Source organism: Brevundimonas sp. FV1ye28 (assembly GCF_058681135.1).
The window spans coordinates 243,624-260,133 of record NZ_CM178731.1; the positions used below are offsets into that span (position 1 = coordinate 243,624).

Here is a 16,510-nt window from a genome sequence, read left to right on the forward strand (position 1 = left end):
AGGGGGCATTGCGTCGATCATAGACGCCTCGTGCAAACTCCCGCCGATCCGGTCCGTCGCCTCGATCTGGACTGGATTCGGGTGTCCGCTTTCGGGCTGCTGATCCTGTATCACGTAGGCCTCGTCTATGCGCCCTACGACTGGCACGTGCACAGCGTCCATACCTTCGAATGGATGCGCGAAGGCGTCCTGATCACCAACCCGTGGCGGCTGACGCTCCTGTTCCTGGTGTCCGGTGCGGCGCTCCGCTTCATGACCGCGCGCCGGACGGCGGGCCAGGTGGCCAAGGCGAGGGCGGAGCGACTGATCCCGCCGCTGATCTTCGGAACCCTGCTGCTCGTGCCGATCCAGTCGTGGATCGAGGCGATGGACAAGGGCGGCTGGTCCGGTGGCTTCTTGGGCTGGTGGGCGCGGGAGTTCAGCCTGTCGGGCATCGCCAACGGCGTGCCGGTCAATCACCTGTGGTTCATCGTCTATATCGCGGCCTACAGCGCCGTGGCCGTGCTGCTGATGGCCCGGCCGGAGACGATTGCGAGGGCCGAGGCGGGCCTGACGCGGCTGCTGGTCGGGCATAGGGTGATCTGGGTTCCGATCCTCTATCTGGTCGTCATCCGCCTGATCCTGTTCCCGATGTTCGGCATCACCAACCGGCTGACCCATGATTGGTACAACCACGCCCTGTCGCTGGGCGCTTTCCTGTTCGGCTTTCTGATCGTGCGCCAGGAAAGCATCTGGCGGGATCTGGAGCGGTACCGCTGGATCGGCGTCGCCCTGGCCGTCATCGCCCTGCCCATCATGATGATGCAGACCGCGCATCCGGGGGGAGGGGCCTTCTGGGGCGTTCCGCGCGGCGTCGTCTTCGCCATCGACCAGTGGGCCGTGATCCTCGCCGTCCTGGGCTTTGGCAGCCGGCATCTGCGTCGCGCCGACAGTCCGGTGCTGCGCTACGTCACCGACGCGGTCTTCCCCTGCTACCTCGCGCACCAGACCATTCTCGTGGTGGCCGTCTGGCTGATCCAGGCGCGCGGGTGGCCTGCCCCGGTCGAGGCCTCCGTTCTGGTCGTCGCGACCATCGGGGGCAGCCTGCTGGTCTATGAGATCGTGCGGCGCATCCCCCTGATCCGGCCGATCTGGGGCCTGAAGCCGATAAAGGCCTCGAAACCCGGGCCGACCGACATGCGGGCGGCGCGCGACGGCGATCCGGCATGAAGATGACGCACGCTCAGCTGAGACAGGTCGCACGCGCCCTCCTGCTGGTCGGCATAGCGGCGCCCCTGTTCGCCCTGGCCTCCGTCCTGATCGCGGTGGTCTGCTACCCCGACTTCAACCACGCCCGCCAGTATCTGAGCGAACTGGGCGGAGCGACCGCGACCCAGCCGTGGATCTTCAATCTCGGCGTGATGATCGCGGGCGCCATGACGGCCGTGGCGGGCGTGGGCTTCGGCCTGGCCCTTGTACTCTTGTGCCGCTCGCCGGTTTCGGCGGTCGTGGTCGGAGCGCTGTTCGTGGCGGCCGGCGTCGGACTGGTGATGTCCAGCCTCTATCCCTGGCCGGATCCCCGACACATGGCGATCAACCTCGGTCTCGGGATCCAGCTGGCCCCGGTTTTCCTGTTGATCGCCCTGCGCCAGACGCTCGAAGTGACGGGCCTGAAGCGCTTCCTGCTCGGGGTCTTCGTCCTGATGGCGGTGCTGACGGTGCTGACGAAACATCTGCTCTTCCCCGGAACGGTCAATGACTTCAACGTCGGCTATTGGGAGCGGGCCTTCGCCATCGTTCTGGTCGAGTGGGTCGGGGTCGCGGCTCATTTGACGAGGCGCGCCCTGCGGCCGTAGTGGGCTGAGGCGGTCCACAACGCTTTCGCACAAAATTCGTCGTCATCACCATTCCGTGATTGAAAATCGCGGACAAGTGATAGAGAGTGCGCACATGGTGCAACGCAACAATCACGCTCGGATTCTTGCCTCTTCGCGCGCCCAGGGGGATTTCTCATGAGCGGCCAAGCCTCGACCGCCCGTGTCCACGACATCGACGCCGACATTCCTGCCTATCCGGTCTATGCAGGTGCGTCATCCTGGCTGCCCGAACGCGCGCCCCTGTCCATGCCGCGTCAGACGTTCGATGACGCGACGCAACAGGTCACCGAGCGGCTGGACACGCGCCCGGATGGCCTCCTGGCCCGCCGCTTCGTCGTCTTCGGTTCGACCCTGGCCGTCGCCGTCCTGGCCATGATCGCCCCGGTGATCCTGTGCGCCCGCGAGGGCTTCCAGCCGCTCGAGATCGTCTCTCTGACCCTGTTCGCCGTCCTGATCAGCGCCATCGCCTGCTGGTTCTGCTCGACCCTGGCCGGCCTGGTCGTGATGCTGACCGGCCGCGAGCAGGATGACATGGACTTCGCGCCCTATCCGCCCATGCCCACGCGTCGCACAGCGCTTCTGATGCCGCTCTATAACGAGGATGCTCGCGCCGCCCTGGCCCGTCTCGGGGCGCTCGACGCCTCGCTGGCCCGGCTGGGTGCCTCGACCGCCTTCGACCTGTTCGTCCTCTCGGACTCGACCAAGGACGAGGCCGCCGCCGCCGAGATGCAAGCCTGCATCGCCCTTCGCGCCCACTCCGGTAGCAAGCTCTTCTACCGTCGCCGCACCGAGAACGTGGAGCGCAAGGCCGGCAACATCGCCGACTGGACCCGCACCTTCGGCGGCGCCTACGACTTCATGATCGTGCTCGACGCCGATTCGACCATGGCCGGCGAGACCGTCCTGCGTCTGGTCGACGCCATGGAGCGCAATCCGGGCGTCGGCCTGATCCAGACCGCCCCGACCATCATCAAGGCCGAGACCGTCTTCGCGCGCCTGTCGCAGTTCGGCGTCCGCCTTTACGGCCGCGTCGCCGCCGCAGGCCTCGCCTGGTGGGCGGGTTCCGAGGCCAGCTACTGGGGCCACAACGCCATCCTGCGCACGCGCGCCTTCGCCGACTGCGCCGGCCTGCCGGAACTTGAAGGCCGCAAGCCGTTCGGCGGCCACATCATGAGCCACGACGTCGTCGAGGCCGCCCTGCTGCGCCGCGCCGGCTGGGCCGTCCATGTCACCGCCGCCCTGGACGGATCGTGCGAAGAGACGCCGCCGACCCTGACCGACTTCATCCGCCGCGATCACCGCTGGTGCCAGGGCAACCTGCAGCACATCGCCCTGATCGGCGCCAAGGGCCTGAACCCCATCAGCCGCCTGCAACTGGCGATGGGCTGCATGGCCTATCTGTCGTCGCCCCTGTGGTTCGCCTCCCTGGTCGTCGGCATGGCGATGCAGCTTCAGGGTCCGGTCGACTGGGCCTCGTTCTGGTACGTCCTGAACCCCGAACTCTCGCCCTTCATGCTGGCCTCTCTTCTGGGTGCGGTCATGCTGATGGGACCCAAGATCATGGGCTTCATCCTGGTGCTGACCCGTCCGGGCGAGCGTCGGGCCTTCGGCGGTGCCCGTCAGATCATGAAGGGCATGGTCATGGAGATCGCCCTGTCCGCCGCCCTCGCGCCGATCCTGATGGTCGCCAACACCAAGGCCGTGATCCAGATCGTCAGCGGCCACGACGCCGGCTGGGCCACGCAGTCGCGCACCGCCGACGGCCTGAGCTGGAAGGACGCCTTCGTCGCCATGCGCTGGCAGATGATTACGGGCGTGATGTTCGCGCTCGGCCTGCTGGTCCGGCCCGACCTGGCGACATGGTTCGCCCCGATCGTCCTGCCGCTGCTCTTCGCCGCCCCCATCGCCGTCTTCACCTCCCGCGCCCGCACCGGCCAGGCTCTGGCTGCCAACGGCTGGCTGGTCACCCCGGACGAGGATGGCGTCTCCGCATCCCCGGCCGTCCTCTACCCGGCCGCTCGTCCCGCCGCCGACTTCGGCAGCCCCGCCTGGGCGCGGCGCCTGCAGCGGATGGCCTGATCACCGCAGGTCGGAATGGGGGGCGGGTCCTTGGGGCTCCCGCTCGGCGCTCGGTATTCGACTTTGAGAGACCCGAGCGAACGCGCTCTGCCCGTCAGGCCAACATCCAGTCCTCGGCATTCCAGCCGCCATTGACGGGGGTCTTGGTGGAAGCATCCAAATCGACGCCGTCATCCTGGCTGTAAACGGCATTCGTGGTCTCGAAGACGACAGCGGCGGCATGTTGCAGGGCCTCGGACGCTTCGGGTGCCGCGTTCAGCGATCGTGTCGTCATGGTGATCGAATAGCTTCCCACCGACCCGCCTGTAGCCACCAGGTAATAGGGGGCGGGACCGTAGGCGCCGTCCGAGTTGCTGATGAAAAACTGGAAATCTCGGCCATCCGCATCCGATGCGATCAGCCGACCCGTCGAGTTGTAGACCGCCAGCCCCGCCACTCCGGCCGAGCCATTGAAGGTGATGGTCTGATAGACCGGCAAGGTGATCGCAAACCAGTCGCGATCAGCAGCGGTCTCGAACTGGCCGATCGTCGAACTCCCGGTGAAGCTGAAGGCGGTCTGCTCGCGCCCGAACAGGGCGTCGCCGACACGGTCCTGGTCGGCTCCGGTGGTCAGCCAGTGTGTTCGCGCTTGCGCGGGGGTCAATCCCGTAAGATCGGGGTTGCTCAGCAGATAGGCGACGCTGTCGAACCCGGCGACGGCCCGGCCCTCGTCGACGCCGTTGGTGATGTAGTGGCTGGTTGCCCTGACGGCGTCAGTGCCGATCACGCGCGCCAGATCGGGATTGCTGGCGGCATAGGCGGCGGGATCGAAGGTCACCACCCGACCCTCGTTCACGCCGGCGACCATGTAGTGGTAGGCGCCGGCGGATGCGTTTGGCCCATAGGCATCGATCAGGTCGCGATAGCTGGCGATATAGCTGAGCGCGTCGAAGGAGCCGATCCGTCCTTCGGCTTCGCCGGCGATTTTCCAGTGCTGATAGGCCTTGACCTCGTCCGTGCCGAACGCCGCGCGCAGATCGGCGTAGCGGGCCAGATAGCCGGCGGCGTCGAAGTCGGCTCCCGAGGCAGCCGCGTCCACCGTCATCGCCGCGCCGCCGGCGAACGACACCGTCTCGATGTTCGAAACCTGATGCACGACGGTGCGCCCGTCGTAGATCGACCAGCCGGAACTGGTCTTGGCGAAGAAGTAGTCGCTGGCCTGGTTTTCCAGGTTGAGCCGGTCGACGCCGCCTCCGCCGTTGATCTCGGAAGGATAGAGGATGCGAATCTCAGACCCATCGAAGGCAGGTCTCAACCGGGTCGTCAGCGTGATCGTATCGTCGCCCGATCCGGTCCAGATGCGCCCGCCGCCGAGTGAGATGATCTCGAGCGGTGCGGTGAAGCCGTCGAGTTCTATCGATATGTCGGACCCGATGATCCGCTCGACCGAGGTTGCCGTCAGAAAATCCTGATCAAGCCCCGGACTGAAGAGACCGTTGTAACCCGTGACGTGGCCCAGGATCGAGTTCGTCTGGGGGCCGTCCTGAAGGACGAGACTGCGGCTGCGGAAATAGAAGCCGGCCTCATGGCCGGTGAAGTCGATCGTGTCGCGACCCGGGCCGCCGTTGATCTGCTGCAGGATGAAGTCTTCGCCCCGACGCCACAGGAACCTGTCGTCGCCTTCGCCGCCGAGCAGGGTGTCGTATCCGCCGCCGGGGATCAGCAACAGATCATCGCCCGCGCCTCCGTCGATCCGGTCATCACCTGCGCTCCCGTCGATCGTGTCCGCGTCGGCCGTGCCCTGAATCGTGTCAGCGCCGTCTGTGCCCTGGATAAGCGGCATGGTTCACCCCGAAAACTGCCCGTTTCTATGGCGTATCACGAATGCATGACGATCTGCCACCGGCCAGTTTCCGGTCCGATACGGCTGTCGGTCAGGCGATCTCGCCTGCCCAGTTCGCTGTGATCGAGGTGTCCGACGCCGTCTGGTCGGTCGTGCCGGCGGCCCACGACGGTTCCAGTACCGCGTCCTGCTCCAGGCCCAAAGCGATCCCGGCAGCCATGGCGTGCCAGGCCTGGTCGGCAGTCTGCGACGCGACAACGACATCATCGGACGGCGCGGTCATCCCTCGGGTGAACTGAACCTCGTAGGATGAGGCGACCTGACCGGTCGAGGACAGGGCGATATAGTAGGTTCCCCCAACGGCCAGGTCGAATGTGTTGGCCTGACCTGCGACCGGCGTCAGGACGCGGCCAAGTGCGTCGTAGACGTCGTAGGTCACGCCGCCGAAGCCCGTAGCGGACACGGTGATCCGGTCCCCGGCCGTGAACACACGCTCGTACCAGTCGCGATCGGTCGTGGTCTGGAAACTGCCGGTGGTGACCGGGTTCCACAGGTGGTTCGGCTGCTCACGCCCGTACAGACTGTCGCCGGCTCGACCCTGATCCGCGCCCGTCGCCAGCCAGTGGTCGATCGCTTGGGTCGCTGTGCGTCCTGCGATGTCGGGGTTGCTGAGCAGATAGGCGACCGGGTCGAAGCCGGTGGTGACACGGCCCTCGTCCGCGCCGTTCTGGAGATAGTGCTGGAGCGCTCCGGTCTCATCGGTTCCGAAATACCGGGCCAGGTCCGTCCAGGTCGCGGCGTAGAGCTTGGCGCTGAATGTGTCGGTCGGACGGCCCTCGTCGGCGCCCGCCGCCAAATAGTGGTTCAGACCAACCGCTGCGTTGGCTCCAAAGATCTGGGCCAGGTCAAAGTTCGAGGCGATATACTGGAGAGCGTCGAAGCCGTTCGTTGGCCGGCCGGCCGCGAAACCTTCGTCGATGTAGTCCTGTGCCGCGCCGGTCGAATCGAGACCGTACTCGCGTGCGACGGACGGGTTGCTGGCGGCGTAGAGCAGCGGATCGAACGCGGTCGTCGAGCGATTCTCATACACGCCGGCGCCCAGATAGTGCAGCAGCCCGGCATCCGCATCGTCGCCAAACGCCGCGATCAGATCAGGATTGGACGCGATGTAGCGATAGGCGTCGAAGAGGTTGGTCTGACGCCCCTCCGCCATGCCTGCCTGCAGATAGTGCAGAGAGGCGCGCTCGGTATCCAGGCCAAAGGCGCGGATCAGATCGGGATTGGACGCCAGATATCCATAGGCGTCGAACAGTCCGTAGTCGCGGCCTTCCGACTTGCCGGCGCCCTCGAAGTGACTGCGGGCGAGGGTGGCGTCGGTTCCAAACGCAGCCCGCAGATCCCCATAGCTGGCCAGGTAGCGGTACGGCTGAAACGTCAGAGACTGAAACTCGCTCAGCGACATTGACGTCGCGCCGCCATCGACGCTGACGCGTTCGACGCCGGACACCTGATCCCAGTTGCCGGAAGACGGGCTGGTCAGGCGGAAGGCATCGATCGTGCCGCCCGCCGTGTAACGTCCTGCGCCGCCGGTGAGGACCAAGGTGTCGATGCCCGCCCCACCGTCGATCAGGTCCTGGCCACGATCTCCGCTCAGCCAATCGGCCCCGTCGCCGCCACGCAGGGTGTCGTCGCCGCGACCGCCGGACAGGACGTCTGCCCCCGCTCCCCCGATGAGGCTGTCGCGACCCGTTCCACCCGACAAGCGATCATCACCATCTCCCCCGACCAGGGTATCGGCTCCAGTCCCGCCGGTCAGAGCATTGGCCCCCCCGTCGCCGGTCAGGACATCGCCAAAGCTCGATCCGATCAGGTTTTCGACGTTGGTGAGGGCATCGCCGCCGGTGTTCCCCGTCGCGCCGGCGGCCAGGCTCACGGCCACCCCGGCCGTGGCGTTGCTGTAGTCGGCCGTGTCGATGCCGGCGCCACCGTCGAAACTGTCGCCCGCCGGTCCGCTGACGAAGCGATCGTTCCCGCCATTGCCGCGAACCGCCGCCGAGCTGGCGCCCGCGATGATCACGTCGTCGCCGAGACCGGCGTCAACAGTCAATAGTGTCGGCTGGGTTGCGAGCGTCAGAGTGTCAGCGAAGTCCGTGCCGCGCAGATAGGCGAAAATCTCGATACTGTTGATGACGCCGCCGCCGAGGGTGACAGACTGGCCGGTTCCAATGCCGGCTGTGTTGAACACAATGCCGTTGGCCAGTCCGCCAAGAGATAGACGCAACGTGTCCGTGCCCGACCCACCGTCGGCGCTGTCGCCGTAGCCGATCGCAAGGGCGTCGTCGCCACCGAAGCCTGTCAGGATATCGCGCTCAAGCCCCATGTCATCGACGGCGAGACCGGTCGTCGCGTCCCGATCACCGGAGAACAAGAAGTCCTGACGGAGGCCGCCGGTCAGCGTATCGGCCCCTGTTCCACCTATGATCGTGTGACCGGCGTCGGATGCGCGGATTTCGTCGTTACCTGCCTCACCGAAGACCAATCCGGTGTAAAAGCTGAACTGTAAGGCGATGAGGTCGTTGCCATCGCCACCATAGGTCGTTCCGTGTGAATAGATGGTGTCGTCACCGGAGCCGCCATTGGCGGTCGCGAACGTATTGGTGTTTGTGTAGAGGGTATCGTCGCCGTTATCTCCACTTACGGACTGCAGATACTGACTACCGCGTCCATCGACGATGTCGTTTCCGTCACCACCGAACAGGGTGCCGGTGTAGTAGCCGGCGACCAAGCGGTCGTTGCCGCCCATTCCATAGACAGCGGCGAAGTCCGAGTAGCCGTTGTTGGAGCCTGTTCCAACGTTGATGTCGTCGTCAAAGTTGCTGCCCTGGACCCAACTGATGTTTTCGATCCCGGTGATCACTCCGCCGCCGATCGTCTGGGTCGCCAATCGGAAGTCGGCGGTCACGCCGGTCTGAGCGCCCATGAAACTGATGTAGAGATAATCGCCGAAAGTGCCGTTCGTACCGCCGTCGATGTTGTCGCCATAGCCACCGAAAAGACGATCGCTGCCGTCGCCTCCCAAAAGGGTGTCCCTTTCACTCCCGGTGTCGAGAACCGGCGGCGTGAATGGATTGCCGTAGTAGGGCAGGTTGAATGGCGGGGATTCATCGCCGCTGAACAACCGGTCGTTCCCGGCGCCTCCACTGAGGCTGTCCGCGCCGGAGCTTCCGACGAGAAGATCCGCACCCCCGGCGCCGCTCAGGGTGTCGTTGCCGCCGTTTCCGACGGCGGTATCGGCGTCGTCGCTGCCGGTGAAGGTATCGTCGCCTGACGATCCGTTGAAATTCGCCATGGGGATTCCCTCCGGTTGTTCCGGAGTCAACGAAACGCAGATCATGCGGTTCCGCAGCCGGTCGGCAAGGCCCGGCCCGAAGGCTCTACAACTGGAAGGGAGGCGTGGTCGGAGGCATCACGCGCTGCAGGGCGGCGCCTTGGGCGCCGCCCCTGACGCTTCTAGCGCCCGAACTTCTGGAACTTGATCCGGTGCGGGATCAGCGCATCCGTGCCGAGGCGGCGCTTCTTGTCTTCCTCGTAGGCTTCGAAGTTGCCCTCGAACCATTCGACGTGGCTGTCGCCCTCGAAAGCCAGGATGTGGGTGGCCAGACGGTCCAGGAACCAGCGATCGTGGGAGATGACCACGGCGCAACCCGCGAACTCCTCCAAGGCCTCCTCGAGGTTCTGCAGGGTCTCGATGTCCAGGTCGTTGGTCGGTTCGTCGAGCAGGATCAGGTTGCCGCCGGTCGCCAGGGTCTTGGCCAGGTGGACGCGGTTGCGCTCACCGCCCGACAGCTGTCCGACCTTCTTCTGCTGGTCGCCGCCCTTGAAGTTGAAGCTGCCGACATAGGCGCGGGTGTTGATCTCGCGCTTGCCGACCATCATCACGTCGGTGCCGCCTGAAATCTCTTCCCAGATGGTCTTGTTGGGATCGAGCGCATCGCGCGACTGGTCGACATAGGCCAGCTTGACCGTCTCGCCGACCTTGATCGTGCCGCCGTCGGGCGTTTCCTGGCCGGTGATCATGCGGAACATGGTCGACTTGCCGGCGCCGTTCGGGCCGATGACGCCCACGATGCCGTTGGGCGGCAGGCGGAAGGTCAGGTTGTTGAACAGCAGTTTGTCGCCATAGGACTTCTGCAGCCCCTCGACCTCCAGCACGACGTTGCCCAGGCGCGGGCCGGGCGGGATCTGGATGACGGCGTGGGTCTGAGCGCCGCGCGCCTGGTCCTGCTCGTCGACCATGCGCTCATAGGCGGCCAGACGGGCCTTGGACTTGGCCTGACGGGCCTTGGCGCCCGAGCGGACCCATTCCAGTTCGCGGGTGAGGGCACGCTGGCGAGCTTCGGATTCCGACTGCTCCTGCACGACGCGCTTCTGCTTCTGCTCCAGCCAGCCGGAGTAGTTGCCCTCGTAGGGGATGCCCTTGCCGCGATCGAGTTCCAGCGTCCACTTGGTCACCAGGTCCAGGAAGTAGCGGTCGTGGGTCACCAGGATGACGCAGCCCGGGAAGGCCTCCAGGTGGTGCTGCAGCCAGGCGACCGACTCGGCATCGAGGTGGTTGGTCGGTTCGTCCAGCAGCAGCATGTCGGGCTTCGACAGCAGCAGGCGGGCCAGGGCGACGCGACGTTTCTCACCACCGGACAGGTTGGTCGTCATCCAGTCGTCGGGCGGGCAGCGCAGGGCGTCCATCGCCATCTCGATGCGGCTGTCGATGTCCCAGACGTCGCCGGCGTCGATCTTTTCCTGAAGCGCCGTCATCTCCGACATCAGCTCGTCGGTGTATTCCTCGGCCATCTCGGCGGCGATGGCGTTGAAGCGGTTGACCCACTGCTTCTCTTCGCACCAGGCCTCGACGTTCTCGCGAACGTTCAGGGCGTCGTCGAGGTGGGGTTCCTGTTCCAGGTAGCCGCGCTTGATCCCGTCGGCGGCCTTGGCCTCGCCGGTGAACTCGCTGTCCAGACCGGCCATGATCTTCAGCAGGGTGGATTTACCCGAGCCGTTGACGCCGACAACGCCGATCTTGGCGTCGTTGTAGAAGCTCAGCCAGATGTTCTCGAAGATCTTCTTGCCGCCGGGAAAGGTCTTGGTCAGACCCTGCATCTGGAAAATATATTGCTGCGCCATGAGGTGCGTTGCGCCCTGTCGTCAAAATCGAATGGGGAGGTAGGCGCGGGATGTAGCGATCCCGCCGCCGAGTGGCAAACGACTAGCGGAAGGGCGAGGCGGTTTCAGGGCGCGTCCGGTGCCGGAAGAACCGCCGTAAGCGCGCGAGTGAAGCCGCGCGGCGCGACGGTCAGGTGGTCCTCGTCGTTGAGCACTTCGCTGGTCAAGGTCAGGCCCTGATAGTCACGGGACCTGAGTTGGGCCTCGAAACGGGCGTTGTCTCCGACCATGTCGTAGCGTGTGTTGCGGCGACCGGACCCCGGGAACTCATGCTCGCCGATATACATATGGACCCGAGCCGGCAGGTCCGTTTGGGCGCGCGCATAGGCCGCTTCGGTCCGCATCATCGCATAGTCGCCGAACCAGAAGGATGGACTACCCAGGATGTAACCACTGAACAGCTTCGGTTCGCTGAACAGAATCTGCGCGCCAAGTAGCCCGCCATAGGAGTGACCCAGCAGGATGCGCCGCGCGGGGTCGGCCCTGAACCGGCCCTCGATGAAGGGCAGGGCCTGGGTCTTCAGATAGGTCTGGTAGGCCGCGCCGCCGCCCGTGCGCTCATTGATGCGGACCGGGGTGTAGTCGCGGGTGCGGCTGCTCGTGCCGCCTTCGCCCACCGCATAGGACAGGCCGACCAGGATGAACTCCTCGATCACCGGGCCGTCCAGATTCACGCGTCGGGCGATCTGGCGAATAATCGGGAAGGCGTAGTCTGCGTCCGTGACATAGACCACCGGATAGCGGCGCTGGGGACTGGCCTCATAGCTGGCGGGCAGGCTGACGAAGACTTCGTATTCGCGCCCCGACACGGGATCCGGCACGGTCCAGACCTGGGTGCCGAACACCTCGTAGGGCGCCCCTTCGCCGCGCTGCGAGGTCTGGGCGCTCGGGGCTGGAGGGGACGACCGGGCATCCGCCTGATCCGAACAGGCCGCCAGCGCGACCGCCCCCACCGCCATCGTCCAAACCAGCGCCCGCATTCCCGTCTCCCCGAAGCTCTACTGTGCGAGCCACCCTAAGGGCGAATATGGCGGGCAGGGGGCAGTCGGGCCGCCTGCCGCTACCAGCGGAACACGGCCCGGCCCACCACCGCGCCGCCGATCATCGCCAGCCCGATGCCGAGCGAATACCAGACGGCGACGAAAGGCGCGGTGTGTTCGGGGCAATGCAGGCCATACAGTGTCGTGGCCAGCCCCGCCGTCAGCAGGCCCGCAGCCGCCCCCGCCAGCGCCGGTCGGGTCGGGGCGAAGGCGCGTGCCGCCCAGAAGACGAACGGTGCGGCCAGGGCGCTGAGCACCAGGATGTTGGGGGCGCAGATCCTGGCGGAATCTCCCATCAGGGCCGGCATCCGCTCAGGGCTGGGCATGGTGACCATCTCGTAGGTCGCCAGGCCCGCGACGCCCAGCACCAGCGCGACCAGAGCGATCAGCGGCGCCACGGCGCTGGCCCCCGGTCGTCCCAGCCGGGCGAGCAGCCAGAAACCGGTCACCGCGAGGGCCGACGTATAGGCGGCCTTGGCCCAGAAGGTCGGACCGATCATGGCCGAGGCCAGATCGCTGCGGAACCCCAGCCACAGCCCCACGCCCGCGACTACGAGCAGGGCGGCGGGGATCATCCACAGCGCGATGTTGCGCTCGATCTGGCGGGCGGCGGACGGCGGCAGGTCCACCGACAGGGCGTCGATCAGGTCTTCAGTCTTCATCATAGGCAGTCCCGGCCATCTCGGGCGTGGCGTCGGTGGGGGCGAAGCGCGCGTTGAGGGATTTCATGGAGCGGTGGATCGACACCTTGGCGGCGGTGAGGGTGTAGCCATGGTTGGCGGCCGCCTCCGCCACCGTCAGCCCCTTCAGGCGCACGTCCTCGATCAGGCGGCGCTGGCGGGCGGGCAGCAAGGCCAGGCAACGGCCCAGATCGGCCTGGGTGGCGCCGTCCTCCACCGTGTGGTCGGCGAACAGGTCCGAGGCCTCGTCCAGCGGGTGCGTGGGCCGTCTGCCGCGCCGGCGCAGGTGGTCGATCAACTTGTGCCGGGCGATGGCGAACGCCCAGCCGGTGAAGGGTTGGTTGCGGTCCCAGGTCGTTCGCTTCGCGTGAATGGCGATCAGGGTTTCCTGCACCAGGTCCTCGGTGTCTGCGCCCCCGTCGAACAGTCGGCGCGAAAAGAAGGGGCGCAGGTGCGCGCCCATGTCCGTCAGCAGCACGCGCCAGGCCGCTGCGTCGCCATCCAGGCCACGCAGCATGAGGGATTGGAGATGCGCTTCACGGTTGGTCACGGGCGCTTTGCATTCGCTGCCGATGCGAAAAGGTTACGGGCTTTCGACCGCTGCCTGCAAAAATATTCTCCGGCCGGTTTGCGTAACCGGAGCGGGGCCCGCCGCGAAACCTGGACCATGCGGTCATTTCCGGCCGCGCCATTCCAGAGGATACGCCATGACCCGCAACAAAGCCGCCGTCGCTGGCCTGACCGCCATCTCCGCCCTCATCGCCGGCGCCGGCATCGCTCAGGCCCATAGCGCCGGCCAGACCACGGCCCCCGCCGTCGAGAAATGCTACGGCGTCTCGCTCGCCGGCAAGAACGACTGCGCCGCCGGCCCCGGCACCACCTGCGCCGGCACCTCGGTGCGCGACTACCAGGGCAATGCCTGGAAGAACGTGCCCGCCGGCACCTGCACCTCGATCCGCACGCCGCGCGGCGCCGGCTCGCTGACGCCCGTCTCGCGCTGATCCCGATCCCAGCACGATGATGCCCAGACCCGCCGCCGGAACGCACCCGCACTCACCCGTCCCCCTCGGGCCGACGTCGGGCCTGGGCCTCAAGGCCCAGCACTACGAACAGGCCCTGGCCTGTCCGGCGGCCGGTCTGTGGTTCGAGGTCCACCCCGAGAACTATATGGTCGAGGGCGGACCCCGCCTGGCCTGGCTCGAGGCCATCCGGCGCGACAAGCCGCTGTCGCTCCACGGCGTGGGTCTGTCCCTCGCCGCCGACGAGCCGCCGGACCTCGACCATCTGGCCCGTCTGAAGATCCTGGCCGACCGCTACCAACCCTTCGTGATGTCGGAGCATCTGGCCTGGTCGCAGCGGGCCGGGGTCTATCACCCCGACCTTCTGCCTTTTCCCCGCACCCGCAGGCTGCTGACCCAGGTCGCCGACAACATCGGTCGTGCCCAGGACGCCCTGGGGCGCCGGCTGCTGATCGAAAATCCCGCCCTCTACCTGTCCCTAGACGGTCACGAGATGGACGAGCCGACCTTCCTGAACGAGCTGGCGGTGACGACCGGCTGCGGCCTCTTGCTGGACATCAACAATGTCCACGTCAGCGCCAACAACCTCGGTGGCGACGCGACCGCCTACCTGGACGCCCTGGCGCCGGAGGCGATCGGAGAGATCCATCTGGCGGGGCACGCCCCCGATCCGGAATGGGGCGAGGCCCTGTTGATCGACACCCACGCCGCCCCTGTCTCCGATGCGGTCTGGAGCCTCTATGCGCGGACGATCGCCCGGATCGGTCCGCGACCCACCTTGATCGAGCGGGACGACGATATCCCTGCCTTCGACGTGCTGATGACTGAGCGCGACCGGGCGGACGCGATCCTCACAGCCGTCGCGGAGGCCGCCCATGCCTGAAGCCTTCCACATCGCCATGCACGCCGCCCTCGACGGTGACGAACACGCACTCGCTCCCTGGCTGAGCGGCGACGCGGCCGGGCGCGCGGGCCTGGCCGTCTATCGCAACACGGTCGCCAAGGCGCGGGCCGACGCTCTGGCCGCCCTTTATCCCACCATCGAGCGGCTGGTCGGGCCGGACTGGTTTCGCGACGCGGCCCTCATCTTCGCCCGACGCCAGCCCCCGTCAGGCCCGGTCATGGATGAATACGGCCACGGCTTCCCCGACTGGCTGGAGACCTTCCCGCCCGCCGCCGACCTGCCGTTCCTGGCACCCGTCGCCCGGCTGGACAGGGCGTGGAGCGAGGTACATCGGGCGGCCGACGCGCCCGTCCTGACCCCCCTGGACGTTTCGGCCGTCCCCCCCGCCGCCCTGTTCGGAGCGCGGGCCGTTCTGCACCCCGCCGTCCGCCTGTTCTGGTTCGACTGGACCGTGCCCTCGATCTGGAGCGCCAATCGTCCGGGGGCGGACCCTGCTCAACCGGTCATTTGGGACGCGTCGCCCGAGGGCCTGCTTCTGGCCCGCCCGCGAGACGCCGTCACCCACCATGGGCTCAGCCGACCCCAGTGGCGGCTTCTCGACGCCTGTCGTCGGGGACAACCTCTGGGCCGGGCGGCCGCCGCGCTGCGCGTGGATCAGCCGACCCTCGACCTCTCGCGCCTGTTCGCCGACCTGCTCGGCCTGGGCGTCTTCACCCGTCTGGAAACCTGAAAGAGACCGATGACCGAGACTTCCCTTCGCACCGACGCCGCGCTGTCCCGTTTCGACGGCCCCATCCGCCTCATCGAGCGGGCCCTGCCGGTCGACGTCCTGACCCTGATCGTCCGCGTGGCCATCGCGGCCGTCTTCTTCCTGTCGGGCCGGACCAAGGTGGAGGGTCTGCTGACGATCACCGACAGCACCTACTATCTGTTCGCGGAAGAGTACCGCGTGCCGTTGATCCCCAGCGACATCGCCGCCCATATGGCGACCTATGCCGAGCACCTGTTTCCCGTCCTGATCGTCCTGGGCCTGGCGACCCGGCTGTCCGCCCTGGCCCTGCTGGGCATGACGATCGTGATCGAGGTCTTCGTCTACCCGCTCGGCTGGCCCACCCACCTGATGTGGGCGGCGTTGCTGCTGTATCTGATTCGCTTCGGCGCGGGCCGGTTCAGTCTCGACCGGCTTCTGAAGCTGCCGTGAACCGGGTCAGGCGTAGTTGAAGCTGATCGAGATGCGCTCGGCCTTGGCCGCATTCACCGGCACCTCGTGTCTCAGCCAGCTTTCCCACATCAGCACCGTCCCCGCCTGCGGGGCCAGATAGACGAACGGCTGTTCGGCCTGCGGGGCGTCTGGATCGACCGACGGCCGGGCCATCATCATCGGCAGGCGCGGGTCCTCCAGCTTCAGCGCCGATGCGCCGTCGGGAACCTCGACATAGACCGTGCCCGACAGGAAGGCGTGCGGATGGATGTGACCGGAGTGGGCGCCGCCGGGCTTGAGGATGTTGACCCACATCGTGTCCAGCCGGGGCTTTCTCGCCAGGTCGAAGTTCAGCCCCCGCGCGTAAGCCAGCGCATGCCGGTCCAGATGCTTCTTCAGCTCGGCGAACTCCGGCAGCCGATGGGGCAGGTCGTTCAGCGAGCCATAGGAGGTGTAGCCACGATAGTGGTGCGCCTTGCACCAGGCCCGTCCGGCTCCATCCTCGACCGCCAGCATCCGGCAGGCCTCGGCCAGTTCGGCGTTGAAATCCTCGAAGCCGGAAACGGCGGCGAGCGAGGCCTCATAGACCTGGGTGACGAAGAGGGGGCGCAGTGACATCCCGCTCTCATAGCCTCTCCCTCCCACTTGGGGGAGGGTGGTCGCACAGCGACCGGGTGGGGAGGGCAAGGCGA

General features: G+C 66.6%; 14 protein-coding genes. 7 read left to right on the forward strand and 7 right to left on the reverse strand.

Going from position 1 to position 16,510, the window contains the following annotated elements; translation table 11 throughout:
- Window positions 1-30: 30 nt before the first annotated feature.
- The 3 genes from ACW171_RS01240 (at window position 31) to mdoH (ending at window position 3,935) form a co-directional block, all read left to right on the forward strand.
- Entirely contained in the window at window positions 31-1,209 is a 1,179-nt protein-coding gene (locus tag ACW171_RS01240; RefSeq protein ID WP_492095174.1) for an acyltransferase family protein, read from the forward strand.
- Window positions 1,206-1,835, forward strand: a complete 630-nt coding sequence (locus ACW171_RS01245; RefSeq protein ID WP_492095175.1) for a DUF998 domain-containing protein — start codon at window positions 1,206-1,208, stop codon at window positions 1,833-1,835. The genes ACW171_RS01240 and ACW171_RS01245 overlap by 4 nt, the downstream gene beginning before the upstream one ends.
- 156 nt (window positions 1,836-1,991) lie before the next feature.
- Window positions 1,992-3,935, forward strand: a complete 1,944-nt coding sequence (gene mdoH / locus ACW171_RS01250) for a glucans biosynthesis glucosyltransferase MdoH (protein ID WP_492095177.1) — start codon at window positions 1,992-1,994, stop codon at window positions 3,933-3,935.
- 94 nt (window positions 3,936-4,029) lie between these two features.
- Here the strand turns inward: mdoH and ACW171_RS01255 are convergent, their stop codons facing one another.
- From ACW171_RS01255 to ACW171_RS01280, 6 genes are all read right to left on the reverse strand, one after another.
- On the reverse strand, window positions 4,030-5,757 hold the full coding sequence (locus tag ACW171_RS01255; protein WP_492095179.1) for a calcium-binding protein: 1,728 nt from the start codon (window positions 5,755-5,757) through the stop codon (window positions 4,030-4,032).
- A gap of 91 nt (window positions 5,758-5,848) precedes the next feature.
- Window positions 5,849-9,106, reverse strand: a complete 3,258-nt coding sequence (locus ACW171_RS01260; RefSeq protein ID WP_492095181.1) for a hypothetical protein — start codon at window positions 9,104-9,106, stop codon at window positions 5,849-5,851.
- Between the two features lie 161 nt (window positions 9,107-9,267).
- Entirely contained in the window at window positions 9,268-10,935 is a 1,668-nt protein-coding gene (gene ettA, locus ACW171_RS01265) for an energy-dependent translational throttle protein EttA (RefSeq protein WP_492095183.1), read from the reverse strand.
- Window positions 10,936-11,039: 104 nt separating this feature from the next.
- Complete coding sequence (locus ACW171_RS01270) at window positions 11,040-11,954, reverse strand: alpha/beta hydrolase (RefSeq protein ID WP_492095185.1); 915 nt, start codon at window positions 11,952-11,954, stop codon at window positions 11,040-11,042.
- A gap of 80 nt (window positions 11,955-12,034) precedes the next feature.
- On the reverse strand, window positions 12,035-12,676 hold the full coding sequence (locus tag ACW171_RS01275; RefSeq protein ID WP_492095187.1) for an NrsF family protein: 642 nt from the start codon (window positions 12,674-12,676) through the stop codon (window positions 12,035-12,037).
- Window positions 12,666-13,244, reverse strand: a complete 579-nt coding sequence (locus ACW171_RS01280) for a sigma-70 family RNA polymerase sigma factor (protein ID WP_492095189.1) — start codon at window positions 13,242-13,244, stop codon at window positions 12,666-12,668. Before ACW171_RS01280 ends, ACW171_RS01275 begins: the two co-directional genes overlap by 11 nt.
- Window positions 13,245-13,401: 157 nt before the next feature.
- Between ACW171_RS01280 and ACW171_RS01285 the strand changes: the two genes are divergently transcribed.
- The 4 genes from ACW171_RS01285 to ACW171_RS01300 are packed head-to-tail and all read left to right on the forward strand — an operon-like array spanning window position 13,402 to window position 15,818.
- A complete protein-coding gene (locus ACW171_RS01285) occupies window positions 13,402-13,695 on the forward strand; it encodes a BufA1 family periplasmic bufferin-type metallophore (RefSeq protein ID WP_492095191.1) in 294 nt (97 codons plus the stop codon).
- Between the two features lie 19 nt (window positions 13,696-13,714).
- Window positions 13,715-14,596: an MNIO family bufferin maturase gene (gene bufB, locus ACW171_RS01290; protein ID WP_492095193.1), complete on the forward strand. Its 882-nt coding sequence runs from the start codon at window positions 13,715-13,717 to the stop codon at window positions 14,594-14,596.
- Window positions 14,589-15,347 carry an HvfC/BufC N-terminal domain-containing protein gene (locus ACW171_RS01295; protein WP_492095195.1) on the forward strand — a complete coding sequence of 253 codons (759 nt, stop codon included), beginning with the start codon at window positions 14,589-14,591 and terminating at the stop codon, window positions 15,345-15,347. Before bufB ends, ACW171_RS01295 begins: the two co-directional genes overlap by 8 nt.
- 9 nt (window positions 15,348-15,356) lie before the next feature.
- The gene (locus ACW171_RS01300; protein WP_492095197.1) at window positions 15,357-15,818 is read left to right on the forward strand and encodes a DoxX family protein; all 462 of its coding nucleotides are present in this window, start codon (window positions 15,357-15,359) and stop codon (window positions 15,816-15,818) included.
- 6 nt (window positions 15,819-15,824) lie between these two features.
- Here the strand turns inward: ACW171_RS01300 and ACW171_RS01305 are convergent, their stop codons facing one another.
- The gene (locus tag ACW171_RS01305) at window positions 15,825-16,436 is read right to left on the reverse strand and encodes a TIGR02466 family protein (protein ID WP_492095199.1); all 612 of its coding nucleotides are present in this window, start codon (window positions 16,434-16,436) and stop codon (window positions 15,825-15,827) included.
- Window positions 16,437-16,510 lie beyond the last annotated feature (74 nt).

What these genes read in the sequence shown, in the direction of transcription:
- ACW171_RS01245 (WP_492095175.1), top strand. Translation starts at nt 1,206, where the DNA reads ATGAAGATGACGCACGCTCAGCTGAGACAGGTCGCACGCGCCCTCCTG.
- mdoH (WP_492095177.1), top strand. Translation starts at nt 1,992, where the DNA reads ATGAGCGGCCAAGCCTCGACCGCCCGTGTCCACGACATCGACGCCGAC.
- ACW171_RS01255 (WP_492095179.1), bottom strand. Translation starts at nt 5,757, where the DNA reads ATGCCGCTTATCCAGGGCACAGACGGCGCTGACACGATTCAGGGCACG.
- ACW171_RS01260 (WP_492095181.1), bottom strand. Translation starts at nt 9,106, where the DNA reads ATGGCGAATTTCAACGGATCGTCAGGCGACGATACCTTCACCGGCAGC.
- ettA (WP_492095183.1), bottom strand. Translation starts at nt 10,935, where the DNA reads ATGGCGCAGCAATATATTTTCCAGATGCAGGGTCTGACCAAGACCTTT.
- ACW171_RS01270 (WP_492095185.1), bottom strand. Translation starts at nt 11,954, where the DNA reads ATGCGGGCGCTGGTTTGGACGATGGCGGTGGGGGCGGTCGCGCTGGCG.
- ACW171_RS01275 (WP_492095187.1), bottom strand. Translation starts at nt 12,676, where the DNA reads ATGAAGACTGAAGACCTGATCGACGCCCTGTCGGTGGACCTGCCGCCG.
- ACW171_RS01285 (WP_492095191.1), top strand. Translation starts at nt 13,402, where the DNA reads ATGACCCGCAACAAAGCCGCCGTCGCTGGCCTGACCGCCATCTCCGCC.
- bufB (WP_492095193.1), top strand. Translation starts at nt 13,715, where the DNA reads ATGCCCAGACCCGCCGCCGGAACGCACCCGCACTCACCCGTCCCCCTC.
- ACW171_RS01295 (WP_492095195.1), top strand. Translation starts at nt 14,589, where the DNA reads ATGCCTGAAGCCTTCCACATCGCCATGCACGCCGCCCTCGACGGTGAC.
- ACW171_RS01300 (WP_492095197.1), top strand. Translation starts at nt 15,357, where the DNA reads ATGACCGAGACTTCCCTTCGCACCGACGCCGCGCTGTCCCGTTTCGAC.
- ACW171_RS01305 (WP_492095199.1), bottom strand. Translation starts at nt 16,436, where the DNA reads ATGTCACTGCGCCCCCTCTTCGTCACCCAGGTCTATGAGGCCTCGCTC.